At 66.1% G+C, this 19232-nt stretch carries 14 protein-coding genes and 2 pseudogenes; 13 read left to right on the forward strand and 3 right to left on the reverse strand.

The genetic code is table 11. From position 1 onward, the window contains the following. Position 1 precedes the first annotated feature (1 nt). The 4 genes and pseudogenes from narI to MYXE_RS07105 all read left to right on the forward strand — a co-directional run bounded on the left by narI (position 2) and on the right by MYXE_RS07105 (position 6230). Complete coding sequence (gene narI, locus MYXE_RS07090; RefSeq protein WP_085197256.1) at positions 2-742, forward strand: respiratory nitrate reductase subunit gamma; 741 nt, start codon at positions 2-4, stop codon at positions 740-742. Positions 743-755: 13 nt separating this feature from the next. Beyond that, positions 756-1727 (forward strand): radical SAM protein, encoded by a 972-nt coding sequence (locus tag MYXE_RS07095; RefSeq protein ID WP_085197254.1) that lies wholly within the window; start codon positions 756-758, stop codon positions 1725-1727. Between the two features lie 675 nt (positions 1728-2402). Continuing rightward, positions 2403-4309: pseudogene (locus MYXE_RS07100) on the forward strand (ABC transporter family substrate-binding protein). A gap of 184 nt (positions 4310-4493) precedes the next feature. Beyond that, complete coding sequence (locus tag MYXE_RS07105) at positions 4494-6230, forward strand: IS1634 family transposase (protein WP_085193110.1); 1737 nt, start codon at positions 4494-4496, stop codon at positions 6228-6230. 249 nt (positions 6231-6479) lie between these two features. Here the strand turns inward: MYXE_RS07105 and MYXE_RS07110 are convergent, their stop codons facing one another. Further along, positions 6480-7079, reverse strand: coding sequence for a TetR/AcrR family transcriptional regulator (locus tag MYXE_RS07110; RefSeq protein ID WP_112650318.1), 600 nt, complete (start codon positions 7077-7079; stop codon positions 6480-6482). A gap of 206 nt (positions 7080-7285) precedes the next feature. Between MYXE_RS07110 and mshB the strand changes: the two genes are divergently transcribed. The 4 genes from mshB to MYXE_RS07130 all read left to right on the forward strand — a co-directional run bounded on the left by mshB (position 7286) and on the right by MYXE_RS07130 (position 12140). After that, positions 7286-8182 (forward strand): N-acetyl-1-D-myo-inositol-2-amino-2-deoxy-alpha-D-glucopyranoside deacetylase, encoded by an 897-nt coding sequence (mshB, locus tag MYXE_RS07115; RefSeq protein ID WP_085193087.1) that lies wholly within the window; start codon positions 7286-7288, stop codon positions 8180-8182. A 106-nt stretch (positions 8183-8288) separates the two neighbouring features. Beyond that, entirely contained in the window at positions 8289-8807 is a 519-nt protein-coding gene (locus MYXE_RS07120; protein ID WP_085193088.1) for a hypothetical protein, read from the forward strand. Between the two features lie 82 nt (positions 8808-8889). Then, the gene (locus MYXE_RS07125) at positions 8890-11466 is read left to right on the forward strand and encodes a bifunctional FO biosynthesis protein CofGH (protein ID WP_085193089.1); all 2577 of its coding nucleotides are present in this window, start codon (positions 8890-8892) and stop codon (positions 11464-11466) included. 80 nt (positions 11467-11546) lie between these two features. Further along, positions 11547-12140, forward strand: a complete 594-nt coding sequence (locus MYXE_RS07130) for a YbhB/YbcL family Raf kinase inhibitor-like protein (RefSeq protein WP_085193090.1) — start codon at positions 11547-11549, stop codon at positions 12138-12140. Between the two features lie 8 nt (positions 12141-12148). On the opposite strand, the pseudogene MYXE_RS07135 reads toward MYXE_RS07130, so the two are convergent. Next, positions 12149-12342 (reverse strand): annotated as a pseudogene (locus MYXE_RS07135) (hypothetical protein); the annotation flags it as partial. Positions 12343-12557: 215 nt separating this feature from the next. Here MYXE_RS07135 and fdxA point away from each other — a divergent pair. From fdxA to MYXE_RS07155, 4 genes are read left to right on the forward strand one after another with little or no spacing between them, the layout of a single operon-like run. Further along, complete coding sequence (fdxA, locus tag MYXE_RS07140; RefSeq protein WP_048892408.1) at positions 12558-12884, forward strand: ferredoxin; 327 nt, start codon at positions 12558-12560, stop codon at positions 12882-12884. Positions 12885-12910: 26 nt separating this feature from the next. Further along, positions 12911-13999, forward strand: a complete 1089-nt coding sequence (gene dapC / locus MYXE_RS07145) for a succinyldiaminopimelate transaminase (protein ID WP_085193106.1) — start codon at positions 12911-12913, stop codon at positions 13997-13999. Between the two features lie 22 nt (positions 14000-14021). Beyond that, a complete protein-coding gene (locus MYXE_RS07150; RefSeq protein WP_085193091.1) occupies positions 14022-15797 on the forward strand; it encodes an acyl-CoA dehydrogenase family protein in 1776 nt (591 codons plus the stop codon). Between the two features lie 36 nt (positions 15798-15833). Continuing rightward, positions 15834-18161, forward strand: a complete 2328-nt coding sequence (locus MYXE_RS07155; RefSeq protein WP_085193092.1) for an APC family permease — start codon at positions 15834-15836, stop codon at positions 18159-18161. A gap of 71 nt (positions 18162-18232) precedes the next feature. Here the strand turns inward: MYXE_RS07155 and MYXE_RS07160 are convergent, their stop codons facing one another. Further along, positions 18233-18694, reverse strand: a complete 462-nt coding sequence (locus MYXE_RS07160) for a TetR-like C-terminal domain-containing protein (protein ID WP_232061758.1) — start codon at positions 18692-18694, stop codon at positions 18233-18235. Positions 18695-18763: 69 nt separating this feature from the next. On the opposite strand from MYXE_RS07160, the gene MYXE_RS07165 reads away from it, so the two are divergent. After that, a complete protein-coding gene (locus MYXE_RS07165; RefSeq protein WP_085193094.1) occupies positions 18764-19162 on the forward strand; it encodes a hypothetical protein in 399 nt (132 codons plus the stop codon). The last annotated feature ends 70 nt before the right edge of the window (positions 19163-19232 follow it).

Below are 19232 nucleotides of genomic sequence, written 5' to 3' on the forward strand. Positions count from 1 at the left end.
TATGGCCCATACGAGTCTCCACGAGATCTTCTGGGACGTCGCGCCGTACGTCTCACTGTCAATCGCGGGGTTTGGTACCTGGTGGCGCTACCGCTACGACAAGTTCGGCTGGACCAGCCGCTCCTCGCAGCTTTACGAGTCGCGCCTGCTGCAGATCGGCAGCCCGCTCTTCCACTTCGGCAGCCTGATGGTCATCATGGGCCACGTGATGGGCCTATGCATTCCCGAGTGGTTGACCGAAGACATCGGGCTAAGCGACCACTTCTACCACCTGCAGGCGCTAGTTCTTGGTGCACCCGCCGGTTTGGCCACTCTGATCGGGGTCGGGCTGCTGATCTATCGCCGCCGTACCCGCGCCCCGGTGCGGCTGGCCACCAGCCTCAGCGACAAGCTGATGTACCTGGTGCTGGTGTGCGCGCTGGTCGCCGGCATGGGCTGCACGTTGATGGGCGCCACGCATTATGGCGAGGTGCACGACTACCGGCAGAACGTTTCGGTATGGTTCCGCTCGATTTTCATCCTGGATCCGCGTGGCGACCTGATGATGCAGGCCCCGCTCTACTTCCAGGTGCACGCGTCGATCGCACTGCTGCTGTTTGCCCTATGGCCTTTCACCCGCCTGGTGCACGCATTTAGCGCCCCGATCGCATATCTGTTCCGGCCCTACATCGTCTACCGCAGCCGCGAGGTGGCAACCGGCGAGAGATTGGTCGGGTCAGCGCCCCGGCGCCCCGGTTGGTAACGAGAATTGGGCCATGGACAGCGATCGACCGTCTCCTGGGTATCTCAGCCTCGGCGCCGACGAGATCTCTCGGCGCGCCCTGCAGGCCCGGGTTCTGCTTGGTCCCGACCGGTGCCGGGTCTGCCCGCGGCTGTGCCGGGTCGACAGGCTGCATGACGTCAAAGGCCTGTGTCACATCGGGCGCAGCGCTGTCGTTGCCTCGTATTTCGCCCATTTCGGGGAGGAAAACTGCCTGCGCGGGTGGAACGGCTCAGGCACGATCTTTTTCTCCGGCTGCAATCTGCGCTGCGTGTTCTGCCAAAACCACGACATCTCCTGGGAGGTACGCGGGGAGCAGGTGACCCCGCAGCGGCTGGCCCGGATGATGCTGGAGCTGCAGCAGAAGGGTTGCCACAACATCAATTTCGTGACGCCGGAGCATGTGGTCCCGCAAATCCTCGAGGCGTTGCCGTACGCTCTCGACGCGGGCCTGCGGCTGCCGATCGTGTACAACACCAGCGCGTACGACAGCCTCGACGGCCTGGCGTTGATGGACGGAATCATCGACATCTACATGCCCGACGCCAAGGTGTGGACCCGCGACCGGGCACGCCGCTTGCTGCGCATGCCCGATTACCCCGAGGCGATGCGCGCAACCATCCCGGAGATGGCCCGGCAGGTGGGGCAGCTGGTCGTGGACGACGACGGGCTGGCGGTGCGTGGCCTGCTGGTGCGTCACTTGGTGATGCCCGGGATGTTCGACGAAACGGCGGAGATTCTCCGGTGGATCGCCAGCACGCTCGGACCCGACACCTACGTCGACCTGATGGCCCAGTACTACCCGGCCGGCCTGGTGGGGCGTCGCGACGCACGGGATCCCTACCCGGAGATCAACCGGTGTCTGCACCAAAACGAGTACCTGCGTGCGGTGCAGCTCGCCGACGAGCTCGGCCTGCGCCGCCTCGACCAACGCAGCGTGGCCTCCGGCTATCTCCTGACGACGTGAGCCTCGGGCGAATCGCGAAGCGCCCTTGATCGAATCCAAGACGGCGTTAATCGTCGACGACGGTACCGTCGTTGCTCAACCGCTATGCAAGTTTGGGTGAATGTCATTGAGCTGGGCGCTGTCCCAATACCCCCGCTGCTGCGCAATCAGGCCGTCGCGCTGATATGCCTTCGGCGTCGCCCGCGTTGAACCGCTCAACCCACGTGTCGATCGTGCGACGCGTGTTCATCGCTCAGCAGTCCGGACGCGTAGTCGGTCGCTGGCACATGCTTGCCCGAGGAATTGGACGTGCTGCATGTCATCTTTCCTCTGTTTTCGCAGAACGGGCCGACCGCTGCCAGAATCACCCGGTGCAGTTCCGCATGTTGCCATCGGCGCGGTCACACAGTCGATGGCCGCGGGTAAGGGCACCACAGCGGGTCGCTGCTGTCCAATCGCTCCGGGACCGTCACCGCGGCTACGCGCTGCTACAGCTGGCCGATCGGGGTCAGTTCCTCGTCGCGCCCGGGCGACCTGGGAAAACGATGGAGCTTTGTGGTCCCGACGAATATGTCGAGGAATCCGCGAAGTCGTGCTCGACGCCGCCGAGGGACTTGCAGCCGGGCCCGAGCCGAAGCGTGGGCGTAGATGGTCACTGCGGTTTGCGGGGTGGCCGATAGTCCGGCCGATACTCTGATGGGCGTGCCGAAGCCAGCTCGCCGCGTGTGCGTAACGATCGGCGCGCTGGTTTCGGCGTGCGGGCTGGCGGTGTCGGGTTGCACCGTCAAGCCGCCGCCCGCGCCGCAGAGCACCGAGACCACGCGCAGCACACCGCCGCCGCCCCCGCGGGTGATGCAGGTAATCGTGGGCATCGACTCGATCGGCGCCGGGTTCAACCCGCACCTGCTGTCCGACCTCTCGGCGGTCAACGCCGCGGTCAGCGCTCTCGTGCTGCCCAGCGCGTTCCGCCCGGTGCCCGACCCGACCACGCCGACCGGATCGCGTTGGGAGATGGACCCGACGCTGTTGGTGTCCGCCGAGGTGACCAACGACAACCCGTTCACGGTGACCTACAAGATCCGGCCGGAGGCGCAATGGACCGACAATGCGCCAATCGCCGCCGACGACTTCTGGTACCTGTGGCGGCAGATGGTCAGCCAACCCGGGGTGGTCGATCCCGCCGGCTACGACCTCATCACCGGTGTGCAGTCAATCGATGGCGGCAAGCAAGCCGTCGTCACGTTCTCGCAGCCATATCCGGCATGGCGGGAATTGTTCAGCAACATCCTGCCCGCGCACATCGTCAAAGACGTCCCGGGCGGCTTCCCCGCCGGGCTGGCGCGCGCCCTGCCGGTCACGGGCGGACAGTTCCGGGTGGAGACCATCGACCCGCAGCGCGACGAGATTTTGATCGCCCGCAACGACCGGTATTGTCCGCCGGCGAAGCCGGATCTTATCCTTTTCCGTCGGGCGGGCGCGCCGCCGCGCTGGCCGACTCGATCCGCAACGGCGACACCCAGGTCGCCCAGGTGCATGGCGGATCGGCGGCCTTCGCCCAGCTGTCGGCCATCCCGGACGTGCGAACCGCGCGCATCATGACCCCGCGGGTCATGCAGCTCACGCTGCGCGCCAATGTGCCCAAGCTCGCCGACTCCCAAGTGCGCAAGGCGATCCTGGGACTGCTCGACGTCGACCTGCTCGCCGCGGTCGGTGCCGGCAGCGACAACACCGTCACTTTGGACCAGGCGCAGATCCGCGCACCCAGCGACCCCGGATACGTGCCCACCGCGCCCCCGGCGATGAGCAAGGCCGAGGCGCTGGGCCTGTTGGAGGCCGCCGGCTACCAGATCGAGAACGACACGTCTCCGCCGGTGCCGCCGCCGGCGGCAGATCCCGGAACCACACCGGTGAACACCGGCGCACCGGAATTCACCCGTGGCCGAATCAGCAAGGACGGCAAGCAGTTATCACTTGTCATCGGTGTTGCATCCAACGATCCGACGTCGGTGGCAGTGGCCAACACGGCCGCTGACCAGCTACGCAATGTCGGCATCGCCGCGACCGTGCTGGGCCTGGACCCGGTGGCGCTCTACCGCGACGCGCTGGTCAACAACCGGGTCGACGCCATCGTCGGCTGGCACCAGGCCGGCGGTAACCTGGCGACGCTGCTGGCTTCCCGCTATGGTTGCCCGGCGCTGGAGGCCACCGCGGTGTCGACATCGGCTGCGCCGACGGCCACCAGATCCGATGGGGCGCCGACGCCTTCGGCGCACGCGGCGAGCCCATCGGCGACCCCCACCTCCACGCCGCCGAACCGCGCACCCGAGCCGGGTGCGCTGGTGCAGGCGCCGTCGAACCTCACCGGCACCTGCGATCGCAGCATCCAGTCGAATATCGACGCTGCCCTTCGCGGCACCAAAGACATCAACGAGGTGATCAACGCGGTGGAGCCGCGGCTGTGGAACATGGCGACGGTGCTGCCGATCCTGCAAGACACCACGATCGTCGCGGCCGGGCCCAGTGTGCAAAACGTGAACCTGTCCGGTGCGGTGCCGGTGGGCATCGTCGGTGACGCCGGCCAGTGGGTGAAGACCTCCCAGTAACACCCGCCTTTTGCGTTTAGTCCGAAGTTCCCCCTTGTAGTGGGGGCTGAGGCCCGATCTGTGTTGTGAGCAGGTGTTTCTGTGTTCAACTGCCCGATATGTACTCATGTATTATTTAGAATAGTTCGGCGTGTCATTCTCTGATATCGCAACTATCGCGCTGCTCTTGTGTTAGAAAGTAATCATGTACATCACCCGGGTGCCCAACCGGGGATCCCCGCCGGCGGTGCTGTTGCGGGAAAGCTACCGTGAGAACGGCAAGGTCAAGACCCGCACCCTGGCCAACCTGACCCGCTGGCCGGAACACAAGGTCGACAGACTCGATCGCGCGCTGAAGGGCCTACCCCCGGCGGACTGGGATCTATCCGAGGCGTTTGACATCACCCGCAGCCTGCCGCACGGGCATGTGGCCGCCGTGTTGGGCACCGCCGCCAAGCTGGGCATCGCCGAGCTGATCGACCCGACGCCCTCGCGTAACCGGGATCTGGTGTGCGCCATGCTGATCGCGACGGTGATCGCGCCGGGGTCGAAACTGGCGATCGCGCGCGGGCTGCGCACCCAGACCGCCACCAGCTCCCTGGGTGTGGTGCTGGGTGTGGCGGGCGCCGATGAGGACGACCTGTATGAGGCGATGGACTGGGCGCTGGCCCGCAAAGATGGCATCGAAACCGCCTTGGCCGCACGTCATTTGGCCAATGGCACCCTGGTGCTCTATGACGTGTCCTCGGCGGCGTTCGAGGGCCACACCTGCCCGCTGGGGGCGATCGGACACGCCCGCGACGGCGTCAAGGGTCGGCGCCAGATCGTCTACGGGCTGCTGTGCTCACCGGCCGGGGTTCCGGTCGCGATCGAGGTGTTTGACGGCAACACCGCCGACCCGAAAACCCTGACCGCCCAGATCGATAAGCTCAAAACCCGGTTCGGGCTATCCAACATCGCCCTGGTGGGCGATCGGGGCATGCTCACCAGTGCGCGCATCCGCGACGAGCTGCGCCCGGCGGCCCTGGATTGGATCAGCGCGCTGCGCGCCCCGCAGATCAAGACCCTGGTCGAGGACGGGGCGCTGCAGCTGTCGCTGTTCGATGAGCAAAACCTGTTCGAGCTCACCCATCCCGACTATCCGGGCGAGCGGCTGGTGTGCTGCCACAACCCCGCCCTGGCCGAGGAGCGCGCCCGCAAACGCGGCGAACTTTTGGCGGCCACCGAAACAGAGCTGCAGACCATCGCCGAGGCCACCCGCCGCCAGAAACGACCCTTACGCGGGCAAGACAAGATCGCCCTGCGGGTGGGCAAGGTATGCAACAAGTTCAAGATGGCCAAACACTTTGACCTGCACATCACCGACGAGGCGTTCAGTTTCACCCGCAACCAGCAGGCCATCGCCGCCGAGGCAGCCCTCGACGGCATCTACGTGCTGCGCACCAGCCTGCCCGAGCACGCCCTGGGCCGCGATGACGTGGTGGGCCGCTACAAAGACCTCGCCGACGTCGAACGCTTCTTCCGCACGCTCAACAGCGAACTAGACGTGCGGCCCATCCGGCACCGGCTCGCCGAGCGGGTCCGCGCGCACATGTTCTTACGCATGCTGTCCTACTACATCAGCTGGCACATGAAACAAGCCCTAGCCCCAATCCTGTTCGCCGACAACGACAAACCCGCCGCCGCCGCCAAACGCACCGACCCCGTCGCCCCCGCCCAACGCTCCGATAAAGCCCTCGCCAAGGCCGCCCGCAAACGCACCGAAGACAACACACCGGTGCACAGCTTCACCAGCCTGCTCACCGACCTGGCCACCATCTGCGCCAACTACATCCAACCCACCCACGACCTGCCAGCGTTCACCAAGACCACCACCCCCACCCCGCTGCAACGGCGAGCCTTCGACCTCCTGGGCGTCTCCCATCGCCACGGCCTGCCGTAGTCAGTAACACACCACAAAACCCCAGGTCAACCAGACAAATCAGCCCCAATCAGGGGGAACTTCGGTTTAGTCGCCGAGAGCGTGCCTTGTGGACCCGGCACGGTCCGCCCGCCGAGCACTTCGAACGAGGGCCGGGCGAAACCCAATAGCGATTTTCACGCCAGGTAATAAGTAGCAATCCGGAGAGGATACGACTGAAAGCCCTTGAACCACTTGGAGAAATCAGCGGGTACACGTGGGCGGCCGCGGCTACCCGCCTCGACTGACCGGCGGGCGGGGAATCACGGTATCGAGGATCCGCATGAGCTGGCGCCTGTTGGGTGGAGCGCCGGTGAGCAACAGGTGCTGACTGATCAACGCGGGTCCGACACGTGCCGTCAGCGGGGCGAGGTTGGCGGGATCGATTTCGCCGTTACGTTCGCCGGTTCGCAGAATCGATTCGATGATGCGAAGACGAGGGGCCACGACGGCGTCGGCGAAGATGGCCCTTAGCTCCGGTTCGTGAACGAGCTGACCGATGATATCCAGGCCGGGGAAGGCGGTCTTGCCGGCCAGCACGTCACAGTGCGCGGTGAACACCGCGAGCAGGTTCTCCCGTGCCGGCCGGTCGGCACGCGGCTCAGGCAACGGCGGCAGGGCGTAGAGCAAAGCGGCCTGCACAAGTGCACGCTTGCTGGGCCAGCGTCGATACAATGCGGCTTTACCGGTGCGGGCCCGGGCCGCGATCCCCTCCATGGTCAGCCCGCCGTACCCTACGGCGGACAATTCGGCCAGTGTCGCGTCGTACAGCGCATTCTCGAGGACTTCGCCTCGGCGGCGGCTGCGTACGGCTTTGGTCTGCTGCGCCATTCTGCGATAGTAGCCGTTATCGTTTCTCATGGACGGGCGCACGTCGTGGTTCTCTGATAGCGCCGACGTCGTCGCACGAAATGCTATTGGCCCGATCAACATTCGAACGGCCATGCGTTATCTGCGTTCTTCCCAGGGATTTTGACCGGAAACGGCTACCACGAATTTGTTGCGGTGCTCGGCTGCGATACCGGTATGGTTCATCCATGGTGTCCCAGGAGACTCCGCGGCTGCTGTTCGTGCACGCCCACCCCGACGACGAAAGCCTCACCACGGGTGCGACTATCGCGCACTACAGCGCTCGCGGTGCCCAGGTGCGGGTGGTCACCTGCACACTCGGCGAAGAGGGTGAAGTCATCGACGACCAGTGGGCCCAGCTGGCCGTCGACCACGCGGACCAACTCGGCGGCTACCGCATCGGTGAACTCGCTGCTGCGTTGCGTGCACTCGGCGCCGACGGGCCGGTCTTTCTCGGCGGCGCGGGCCGCTGGCGCGACTCCGGCATGCCCGGCACCCCACGGCGGCACCGGCAGAAGTTCGTCGACGCCGCCAAACGCGAAACCGTCGGCGCGCTCGTGGCCGTCATCCGCGAATTGCGTCCTCACGTCGTCGTGACCTACGACCCCAAAGGGGGCTACGGACACCCTGACCACGTGCACACCCACCTCGTCACCACCGCGGCGGTCGCGGCCGCCGGTTCCGCGGACTATCCGGGCCCGCCGTGGCGGGTGCCGAAGGTGTACTGGACCGTGATTGCGGCGAGCGCGTTCTCGGCGGGCTGGCGCACGCTGCGTCAGGCCGACCTGCGTCCGGACTGGGTGCTCCCGACCAGCGACAGCGATATCGGCGAGTTCGGCTACCCCGACGACCGCATCGACGCCGTCATCGAGGCGCCGGATGCGTTGCCCGCCAAGGTTGCCGCGCTAAGTGCGCACGCGACCCAGGTGAGCGTGGGACCTACCGGACGAGCCTGCGCATTGTCGAACAACCTGGCGCTACCGATCCTGGCCGAAGAGCACTACATTCTGGCGGCCGGGACGGCGGGGCAGCGCGATCCGCGCGGTTGGGAGACCGACCTGCTCACCGGACTAGATCTGACCTGATCCGCGCGCGGTAGGCTGCAATTCAGCCAGCTTTGGAAGGAACCGGTATGGACCCCGACATGGACCCCAACATGCAGCACTGGCAGGATCGACTCGACAACTTTCAGTGGGTGATCGCCTCCCTGGTGGCGCAGCTCGACAGCATCCCGACCTGACCGCGACCAAGCCAACCGTCGCGTCGGGTGCTGACACCGCAGCGACGGATCCTGCCATCCGTATCGTCGTTCTCACCCTGCTGGCCATCGACGGAGTTTTGTCCGCACTTGCCGCGGCCCTGCTGCTGCCCAGCTACATCGGCGCGATCCCGTTTCCGATAAGCGCCTTGGTCAGTGGCCTGGTCAATGCGGTTTTGGTGTGGGCCGCCATGCATTGGACCGCGTCGCCACGGGTTGCTGTGTTGCCGCTGTGGACCTGGCTGCTGACCGTTGCCGCGATGACCTTGGGCGGTCCCGGCGACGACATCATCCTCGGCGGCCGCGGCGTAATGGCCTACGGTGCGGTGCTGCTGATCGCGCTGGGCATGGTGCCGCCGGTGTGGCTGGTGCTTTGGCGACGCCGGACGAAACCGGTGCAGGGTCAGCGACCGCCCGCCCAGGCGGGGCACGGGCGCGACCGTCAGGTCTAATGTGGCGGTCATGTCTAGCGCGGAGATATGGAGATGGTGAGACGGTGCGGATGATTTCGCAGCGGGCAAGTGTTACCGGGGAGTGGCTCTGAACCCGCAACGCAGCACCGACCTGCCCACCCCCGCCGTTCCGCGCAAAACCGGCGCCGCCGGCTCGGGCGCGCTGCGGCGCGTGCTGCGGCGTGCCCGCGACGGCGTGACGCTCAACATCGACGAGGCCGCCCTGGCGATGAGCGCTCGGGGCGCGGACCTGGCCGATTTGTGCCGCAGCGCGGCGCGGGTGCGCGACGCCGGTCTGGAATCCTGCGGACGGCGCGGCCCCGGCGGCCGGTTGCCGGTCACATATTCGCCCAAGGTGTTCATCCCGATCACCCGGCTGTGCCGCGACACCTGCCACTACTGCACGTTCGTCACCGTGCCGGGCAAACTGCGCGCCCAAGGGACCGGAATGTATCTGGAACCCGACGAGATCGTCGATCTCGCCCGTCGCGGAGGTGAACTCGGCTGCAAGGAAGCACTCTTCACCCTCGGCGACCGGCCAGAGGAGCGTTGGCCGGAGGCACGGAGGTGGCTGGAGGAACGTGGCTACGACTCGACACTGTCCTACGTGCGCGCGATGGCGATCCGCGTGCTCGAGGAAACCGGCCTGTTGCCGCACCTGAACCCCGGGGTGATGAGCTGGTCGGAGATGTCGCGGCTCAAACCGGTGGCGCCTTCGATGGGCATGATGCTGGAGACCACGTCGCGGCGGCTGTTCGAGACCAAAGGTCTGCCACACTACGGCAGCCCCGACAAAGACCCGGCGGTTCGATTGCGGGTGCTGACCGATGCGGGTCGCCTGTCGATACCTTTCACCACCGGGCTGCTGGTAGGCATCGGGGAGACCCTGGTTGAGCGCGCCGAGACGCTGCAAGCAATTCGCAAGTCGCACAAGGAGTTCGGACATATCCAGGAAGTGATAGTGCAGAACTTCCGGGCCAAGGAGCACACCGCGATGGCCTCGACCCCCGATGCGGGCTTCGATGACTTGCTGGCGACGGTGGCGGTCGCGCGGCTGGTGCTCGGCCCGGGAATGCGCATCCAGGCTCCGCCGAACCTGGTGTCGCGCCAGGAATGCCTGGCGTTGATCGGGGCCGGTGTCGACGACTGGGGCGGTGTCTCACCGCTGACCCCCGACTATGTCAACCCCGAACGGCCGTGGCCCGCTTTGGATGAACTGGCCGCCGTGACCGCCGAAGCCGGATACGACCTCGTGCCCCGGTTGACCGTGCAGCCCAAATACGTGCAAGCCGGCGCGGCATGGATCGACCCGCGAGTGCGTGGGCATGTCACGGCGCTGGCCGATCCGGTGACCGGCCTGGCGCGCGACGTGAAACCGGTGGGAATGGTATGGCAGGAGCCCGACGACGTGGCGTCCTCGGGTCGGGTGGATCTGCATTCGGCGATCGATGTCGAGGGCCGCAGCTCGGAGACTCGCAGCGATCTGGACAGTGCGTTCGGGGATTGGGATTCCATCCGCGCGCAGGTGCACGAGCTGGCGGTGCGTGCACCCGAACGCATCGACACCGACGTGCTGTGCGCGTTGCGATCGGCCGAGCGCAACCCTGCCGGCTGCTCCGACGCGGACTATCTGGCGCTGGCCACCGCCGACGGCCCTGCGCTGGAAGCGGTTGCAGCGCTGGCAGATTCACTGCGTCGCGATACCGTCGGCGACGACGTGACCTTCGTCGTGAACCGCAACATCAACTTCACCAACATCTGCTACACCGGGTGCCGGTTCTGCGCGTTCGCGCAGCGCAAGGGCGACCCGGATGCCTATTCGTTGTCGGTGGCCGAGGTGGCCGAGCGGGCATGGCAGGCCCACGTCGAAGGCGCCACCGAGGTATGCATGCAGGGCGGCATCGATCCCGAGCTGCCGGTCACCGGATACGCCGACCTGGTGCGCGCGGTCAAGGCGCGGGTGCCGTCGATGCACGTGCACGCGTTCTCCCCAATGGAAATCGCCAACGGTGTCACCAAAAGCGGCTTGAGTATTCGCGAATGGTTGATCAGCCTGCGCGAGGCGGGTCTGGACACCATCCCCGGCACCGCGGCCGAGATCCTCGATGACGAGGTGCGCTGGGTGCTCACCAAGGGCAAGTTGCCCACATCGATGTGGGTCGAGATCGTCACCACCGCGCATGAGGTCGGTCTGCGGTCAAGCTCGACGATGATGTACGGGCACGTCGACAGCCCGCGACACTGGGTGGCCCACCTCAACGTGCTGCGCGACATCCAGGACCGAACCGGCGGTTTCACCGAGTTCGTGCCGTTGCCGTTTGTGCACCAGAACTCGCCGCTGTATCTGGCCGGCGCGGCGCGGCCCGGCCCCAGCCATCGCGACAACCGCGCCGTGCATGCGTTGGCGCGGATCATGTTGCACGGCCGGATCTCTCACATCCAGACCAGCTGGGTCAAGCTCGGGGTGCAGGGCACCCAGGTCATGCTCAACGGCGGCGCCAACGACCTGGGCGGCACGCTGATGGAGGAGACCATCTCGCGGATGGCCGGCTCCGAACACGGGTCCGCCAAGACGGTGCCGGAGTTGGTCGCGATCGCCGCGGGGATTGGCCGGCCCGCGCGCCAGCGCACCACCACCTATGCGGTCCTAGCGGCATAACCTCCGCCGCGAGCGGGCGGCGTGGGCACGCAATAACGAAGTCTTTACGCCATGCCCGCTCAAGGGGTATACACACGCCCATGAGACTGGCGCTGGCCGCTGTTGCGCTGCTGCTTTGTGCGGCCCCCGCATGTGGCGGCGGCAAGGTGAATCCGCAGCACAGTCCCGGCCCGACCACCTCAGGAGCCGCGATGAGCACGACAACACCACCACCGGCCGAGCCGGGCAAATTCAGCGTCTCCAGTACCGCGTTTGCCGACAACACCCAGATCCCGGTCGAGTACTCCTGCCGGGGGCGCAATGTGCCTCCGCCGCTGCGCTGGGAGAACGTGCCGCCCGGCACCGAGTCGCTGGCGCTGGTTGTCGACGACCCCGACGCGCCCGCCGGCTTGTACGTCCACTGGGTAGTCACCGGCATCCCGCCGTCGACCACCGGAATCGGCGACGGCCCGCTTCCCCAGGGAGCGAGCGTGAGCCTGAACTCCGCCGGCAAAGCCGAGTACTTCGGCCCGTGCCCACCGGCCGGTACCGGGGTGCACCATTACCGTTTCCAGCTATACGCGCTGAACCAACCGTTGACATTGGCGTCTAGCACACCCGCGCGGGAAGCCACCGAGACGATCGCCAAGGCGGCCACCGCGGAGGCCCGCATCGTGGGCCTGTTCGGCGGCTGAAGCAAGCCCTAAAACCGCGCCGCCAGCTCGGTGCCCTGCCGGATGGCGCGCTTGGCGTCCAACTCGACGGCCAGGGCGGCTCCGCCGATGATGTGCGGGTCAATATTGTTCCGGCACAGATCACCACGTTGTCCACGGCAAGCAGCCGAGGCCGCTCACGCCGCCCGCCGAAGCTGATGTGGAGCCCGTCACCATCGATGCGCGGGGCCGATGCAACCAGTTGCACTGCAACGTCGCGCATACCGGGGTGCCAGTGGTTGGATTGTATATGCAACGTCTAGTATCAGTAATCGACGGAAGCGCGTCGCCCGCAAGCGAAGCGATAGGGCACACTGAGAGTTCGGTCAGCAACCCAGGCGTCCTTTCCCGAGCGGCGAGACAGCAGCCACACACGAACAGCACATGGAGGAGACCTTCGTGACGTACACGATCGCCGAACCCTGCGTCGACATCAAAGACAAGGCATGCATAGAGGAGTGCCCGGTCGACTGCATCTATGAGGGCGCTCGGATGCTGTACATCCACCCCGACGAATGCGTGGACTGCGGAGCGTGCGAGCCGGTCTGCCCTGTCGAGGCGATCTTCTACGAAGACGACGTCCCGGAGCAGTGGGCGCACTACACGCAGATCAACGCCGATTTCTTCGCCGAACTCGGGTCGCCGGGGGGCGCGGCGAAAGTCGGCATGGTCGAAAACGACCCGCAGGTGGTCAAGGATCTGCCGCCGCAGGGCGAGGGCGACTGAGCGGCCTGGTGGATCGCCGGCTGGGTGTGTCGGCGACATTACCGGAATTCCCCTGGGACACTTTGGCCGAAGCCAGGGCGGTTGCCGAGGCGCATCCGGACGGCATCGTCGACCTGTCCATCGGCACCCCGGTCGACCCGGTCGCGCCGGCGATCCGTGGGGCGCTGGCATCGGCCAGCGCCTCACCCGGATACCCCATGACCGCGGGCACCCCGAGGCTTCGCCAGTCGATCGTGTCCGCATTGGGCCGCCGTTACGGCGTCACGGGCCTCTCCGAGACGGCCGTGCTGCCCGTCATCGGCACCAAGGAACTCATCGCTTGGCTGCCGACGCTGCTGGGATTTGGCGGCGCCGACCTGGTCGTGGTGCCCGAACTGGCATACCCGACCTACGAAGTCGGTGCTCGGCTGGCCGGCACCCAGGTGCTGCGTGCTGACTCGCTGACCCAACTGGGTCCGCAGTCGCCGGCGCTGGTTTACCTGAACTCGCCGAGCAACCCCACCGGACGCGTCCTCGGTATCGACCACCTGCGCAAGGTCGTCGGCTGGGCCCGCGAACGCGGTGTCTTGGTGGTTTCCGACGAGTGCTACCTGGGCCTGGGCTGGGATACCGAGCCGCTGTCGGTGCTACATCCGTCGGTGTGCGACGGTGATCACCGCGGTCTGCTGGCGGTGCACTCGCTGTCGAAAAGCTCGTCACTGGCCGGTTATCGGGCCGGATTCGTCGCCGGAGATGCCGCGGTGGTGGCCGAACTGCTGGCGGTGCGCAGACACGCCGGCATGATGGTGCCCACACCGGTGCAGGCAGCCATGGTCGCCGCCCTCGACGACGATGCCCACGAACGCGAGCAGCGAGACCGCTACGCCCGCAGAAGGGCAGCGCTGCTGGCGGCGTTCCGGGCGGCCGGGTTTGGCGTCGACCATTCCGAAGCCGGGCTCTACCTGTGGGTCACGCGCGGCCAACCGTGTCGCGACACCGTCGACTGGCTAGCGCGGCGCGGCATCCTGACCGCGCCCGGAGAGTTCTACGGCCCGCGCGGCGCCCGCCATGTGCGGGCGGCGCTGACCGCCACCGACGAGCGCATCGCCGCGGCCGTCGAGCGTCTCAATTCCTAGCGCCGTGTAATACGGTCGCTGCATGAGCGACTACGACGTGGAAGCCGTCGACCGCCTGCCTTTCAGCACAGCGGAGAAGGCGGAGCGCTATCGCACCGAGAACTATCAGGGTGCAGTCGGTCTCAACTGGTATCGCAGCGATCCGACGTTGCAATTCATGATGGCCTACTACTTGCAGCCCGACGAGTTGGCCTTCGCCGAACCGCACCTGACCCGCATCGGCGAGTTGATGGGCGGCCCGGTGGCGCGGTGGGCCGAGGAAACCGACCGCAACCCGCCACGGCTGGAACGCTACGACCGGTGGGGCCACGACGTCAGCCGGGTAGTCCAGCCGGCCTCGTTCATCCAGTCCAAGCGCGCGATCCTGGACGCCCATCGGATGCTCAAAGACGACGCACGCCGCGCCGGGGTGAACCCGTCGCTGCCGTTGTTCGCCTCCAACTACATGCTCAACCAGGCCGATATCGGCATGGGCTGCGCGCTGGGTACCGGGGCCAACATGGTCAAGGCCCTCGTCGCTGCGTACGCCCCGGCCGACGTGCGCGATTACGTGCTGGCGAAGTTCGCGTCGGGCGAGTGGGAAGGGGAGACCGCACAGCTGTTGACCGAGCGCACCGGGGGTTCCGACCTCGGTGCGCTGGAAACCACCGCCACTCGACACGGCGACGCGTGGTTGCTCAACGGGTTCAAGTGGTTTGCCTCCAACTGCGACGGCAAGGTGTTCGTGGTCTTGGCCAAACCGGAGGGCGCTCCCGACTCGACCCGTGGTGTCGCGACGTTCCTGGTGCTACGGACCCGCCGCGACGGTTCGGCCAACGGGGTGCGGATCCGCCGCCTCAAAGAAAAGCTGGGCACCCGTTCGGTCGCCTCCGGGGAGATCGAATTCGTCGACGCCGAGGCATTTTTGCTGTCCGGGGAGCCTAATGTCGACGCTGGCCCATCCGACGGCAAAGGGCTCGGCCGCATGATGGAGCTGACGAATGCGGCGCGGTTGGGGATCGCGTTGTTCGCGCTAGGCAACGCGCGCCGTGCCCTGGTCGAATCGCTGTGCTATGCCCGGCAGCGGCGGGCGTTCGGCGAAACGCTGATCGACAAGGCGCTCATGCGTCGCAAGCTCGCCGAGATGATCGTCGACGTCGAAGCCGCACAAGCGCTGGTCTTCGACTGCACCGGTTTTGCCAACCATCGTCAGCGCAAGCCGGTGCGTCAACGCATCGCGGTGCCCGTCACCAAGCTCAGGGTCTGCCGGCTGGGCATCACGATGGCCTCCGATGCGATCGAGATCCACGGCGGCAACGGCTACATCGAAAACTGGCCGGTGGCTCGGTTGCTGCGCGACGCCCAGGTGAACACCATCTGGGAAGGGCCGGACAACATTTTGTGCCTCGACGTGCGGCGCGGCATCGAGCGCAGCGCGGCGCACGAGCCGCTGTTGGCGCGCCTGCACGACGCGATGGAGGTGTGCGACGACGACGACACCACTCGGCTGGTCCGTCGCCGCGTCGAGGACCTCGACGCGGCGATCACAGCATGGTCCAAACTGCACGGCCGGATTGCCGAGGCGCGGCTGTTCGCCCTGACCCAATTCATGGGAGACGTCTACGCCGGCGCGCTGCTGGCCGAACAGGCCGCCTGGGAGCGGGCCACCTATCAGGCGGACCGCAAGGCGCTGATCGCCCGGCTGTACGCGCAGCGCTACCTGGCCGATCGGGGCCCGCTTCGCGGCATCGACGCCGAAGGTGACGAGGCCATCGAGCGTTTCGACGAACTCGTCGACGGTGCCCTGGCGATCGGCTGAGCTTCGGTCGGCTCCCCAATCAGGTAAGGATGTGTCGTGACAACATCGGCTCGCCGGGTGAGCGTCCCGCTGTCGGTTGGTGACGTCGCCAAGCGCATCTTTCTCGGAAAGCCGCTGATCAGCGAACAGCTCAGCACCGAGAGACTATCGAATCCTGTTGCGTTAGGCGCTCTTTCGCCGGATGCGATCTCGTCGACCGCCTACGGTCCCGAACAGATCATGATCGAGCTGCTGCCCCATGCGGGGATGGCTGCGTTCGCGTTGTTGCTGCCGATCACCGGTGTCATCCTGTTGATTCTGGTGCTGGTGGCCGCGTCGTATCGCCAGGTCGTGATGGCTTACACCCGCGCCGGTGGCTCCTACGTGGTCGCGCGGGAGAACTTCGGGCCGCGGGTGGCCCAGATCGCAGCCGCCGCACTGTTGATCGACTACGTGGTCACCGTGGCCGTGCAGTCGGCGGCGGGCACGGTGGCGGTGGTGTCGGCGATACCCCCGCTCGGGCCCTACAGTTTGGAGATCACTGTCGCGGTGGTGCTCGCTATTTGTTATGCCAACCTGCGCGGGCTACGGGAAGCGGGCCTGCCGTTCGCGGTGTCAACGTACTCCTTCGTCATCATGATCGCGCTGACGATCGTGACCGGGATTATCCGCGAAGTCTTCTGGGGCTTACCGACCTACGATCCGCAACATATTCCTGGCGCGGTGCCGGTCCACCAGGGCAGCGGGCTGGTGATGGGCGCGACGATTCTGGTGCTGTTGCGCGCGTTCGCCAACGGCGGTTCGTCGCTGACCGGTGTGGAGGCGATTTCCAACACCGTCAACGTCTTTCGGAAGCCGCAGGGCCGCAACGCGCGTCGTGTCCTGACCGCGATGGCCTGCATCCTCGGGTTCCTGCTGGCCGGTGTCGCCTACCTGACGCACGTCACCCACGCCACTCCGTACGTCGACGAATATCCGTCGATGCTTTCCGAGGTGGCCCGAGCCGTCTTCGGTCACGGTCTCATCGGCAATGTGTTGTATTTCCTAGTTCAGGCGTCAACCGCCGCAATCCTATTCACCGGCGCCAATACCAGCTTCAACGGTTTTCCCGCGTTGGCGAGTTTCGTTGCCGAGGACCGCTTTTTGCCGCGGCAGCTGACCAAACGCGGCCACCGCTTGGTGTTCTCCAACGGCATCATCACACTTACGGCGCTGTCGGTGGCATTGCTGGTGGTGACCGGCGGTTCGGTCAACGCGCTCGTGCCGTTTTACGCGATCGGTGTGTTCACCGGATTTGCCATGGCCGGTTACGGGATGACCAAACACCATCTGAGGCACCGCGAACCCGGCTGGCGGCACAAGCTGGCAATCAACCTCTCCGCGGGGATCTTGTCGACGATCATCGTCGGCATTTTTGCCGTCGCGAAGTTCACCGAAGGCGCCTGGCTGGTGGTCGTCGTCTTCCCGTTACTGGTGTTGGTGTTGGTACGGCTCAACATGGAATACCGTGCTGAGGCCGCCATTCTCGAGATGTTCCGCACCGACCGCCCCGAATTGGTCAAGTATGCCCGACATCGGGTGTTCGTCTTCGTGAGCTCGGTGGACCTTGCTGTGCTTGAGGCACTGCGGTACGGCAAGGGATTGCACGCCGACGAGTTGATCGCAGTGCATTTCATGGTCGACGCTTCGTATGCGGCGCAGCTGCGCAAGCGTTGGGACCTGTTCGATCTCGACACCCGTCTGCGGGTAGTGGACTGTCCGGATCGCCAGCTTAATCGGGCCGCGCAAGCGCTGGTCCTGCGGGCATTGAGCGAACATCCCGACACCAATGTCACGGTGCTCTTGCCGCGTCGGACGTATGCGCCGCTGCTGGGCCGGTTGCTGCACGATCGCACTGCCGACAAGATCGCCCGCGCTGTGAGCCGGATCCCGGACGCTGCGGCGACGATCGTGCCGTACGACGTCCAGTCGCGGATCGCCGAAGCGTTCCCGGATCTGTTCGAACAGCGGATCGCGCGAGTACTCGACCAAGTCGAGGCATGGGTCTCGAAGGGCGAACAACAGACTGTCGAAGAATACGAACACCCGGAACGGCCCCCGACGGTGATTCCGGTGCAGGCGCTCATACCAGGGCAACGTGCCACCATCGAAGGGCGGGTCAGTCAGGTCGAGGACATCACCAAACGTCGAAAGACGTTCCGGTGGATCGTCGTTGGCGATGACAGCGGGGACATCCGCGTCGTCTTTCATCCCGGGCGGGGCGACGATATCCAGCCTGGCCAGGTGCTGCGGCTCACCGGAAAGGTGCGCCAAAGCGGTACCGGGCCCATGTCGATGGTCGACCCCGTGTATCGAATCATGGAGCGATCCGAGGAAACGGCGTAGCCAGCCGGCGTGGGCGCTGACGCCGGATCGCACCAACCGGCGCGCGGGTCGACGAACAGCTTGACGGCCGATTAGTCGCGCGGCCGCAGCCCGTCGAGCAAAACGTCGACCACCTGCTCGGGCAGGTCCTCGGTCAGCGGCTCGCCGGTCAGGAGCGTGCGCATATGCAACGGCGCCACTAACAGCTCGAGCACGAGTCGGGCATCCGTGCCTGCAGGCAATTCCCCCCGCTCGATCGTCCGGTCGACCACCACACGCACGGTGGCCACCCGCGAGCCGAAAAACTCGGCACTCGCCCGGGCGAGGGCTTCGTCCTCGACCGTCAGCGCTGTCATCCGCACCAACGCACGGCCCAGCGGTAGCGACAGATACCTGCTTACCAAGCGGGCCAGCTCGATGAGGTCGCCGCGCAGCGAACCGGTGTCGGGTACCGGGATCTCGGCAGCACTGCGATCCAGTAATGCGTCGATGATCAGGTCTTGCCGGGTGCGCCATCGCCGGTAAACCGAGATCTCATGTGTGGACGACGTCACGGCGGTGGGCATCTCGCTGGGCGGCGGGCTGGTGATCTGGCGGTACCGGTGATTCGTGCGCTGCTTAGCATGTGCGCCCGCTGGGTCATCAACACCGCGGCCGGTCTCACGGCGGCGTGCCGGCCCGTCATGCGGTGGGGGCTTTGGCAGGGCATACACATCACCGGCACCGACTCGCCCTACGACTTCCTCGTGGCGACCCGGACGGTGACGACCCGAACCGTCTCCAAGCACGTGACCGCCGACGTGCTGCTCATCGCCGGGGCCGACGACCATTACGTTCGTCTGCGCCAGTCGCATCGCCAGGCACGCGACCTCAGCGCGGCTCGCTCGGTGACCACGCGGGTGTTCACCGCGGCCGAGCAAGCGAGCAACCACTGCCAGGTGGGCAACAGCGGCGCCTGTATCCGCACCATCTTGTCCTGGATCGACACCATTACCCCGTCGGCCGATCCGCTCCCCGTCTAGGTCGGTAACCCCGCCGTTTCCTATCCGGCCGCCAGATGGTTAGATGCCTCAACCATCGGTTGCTTTGGCT

Origin of the sequence: Mycobacterium xenopi (genome assembly GCF_009936235.1) — a bacterium.
GTDB lineage: Bacteria > Actinomycetota > Actinomycetes > Mycobacteriales > Mycobacteriaceae > Mycobacterium > Mycobacterium xenopi.

Coding starts and splice junctions, on each gene's coding strand:
- narI (WP_085197256.1), top strand. CDS start 2: ATGGCCCATACGAGTCTCCACGAGATCTTCTGGGACGTCGCGCCGTAC.
- MYXE_RS07095 (WP_085197254.1), top strand. CDS start 756: ATGGACAGCGATCGACCGTCTCCTGGGTATCTCAGCCTCGGCGCCGAC.
- MYXE_RS07105 (WP_085193110.1), top strand. CDS start 4,494: ATGTACATCACCCGGGTGCCCAACCGGGGATCCCCGCCGGCGGTGCTG.
- MYXE_RS07110 (WP_112650318.1), bottom strand. CDS start 7,079: ATGGCGCAGCAGACCAAAGCCGTACGCAGCCGCCGCCGAGGCGAAGTC.
- mshB (WP_085193087.1), top strand. CDS start 7,286: ATGGTGTCCCAGGAGACTCCGCGGCTGCTGTTCGTGCACGCCCACCCC.
- MYXE_RS07130 (WP_085193090.1), top strand. CDS start 11,547: ATGAGACTGGCGCTGGCCGCTGTTGCGCTGCTGCTTTGTGCGGCCCCC.
- MYXE_RS07150 (WP_085193091.1), top strand. CDS start 14,022: ATGAGCGACTACGACGTGGAAGCCGTCGACCGCCTGCCTTTCAGCACA.
- MYXE_RS07165 (WP_085193094.1), top strand. CDS start 18,764: ATGTGCGCCCGCTGGGTCATCAACACCGCGGCCGGTCTCACGGCGGCG.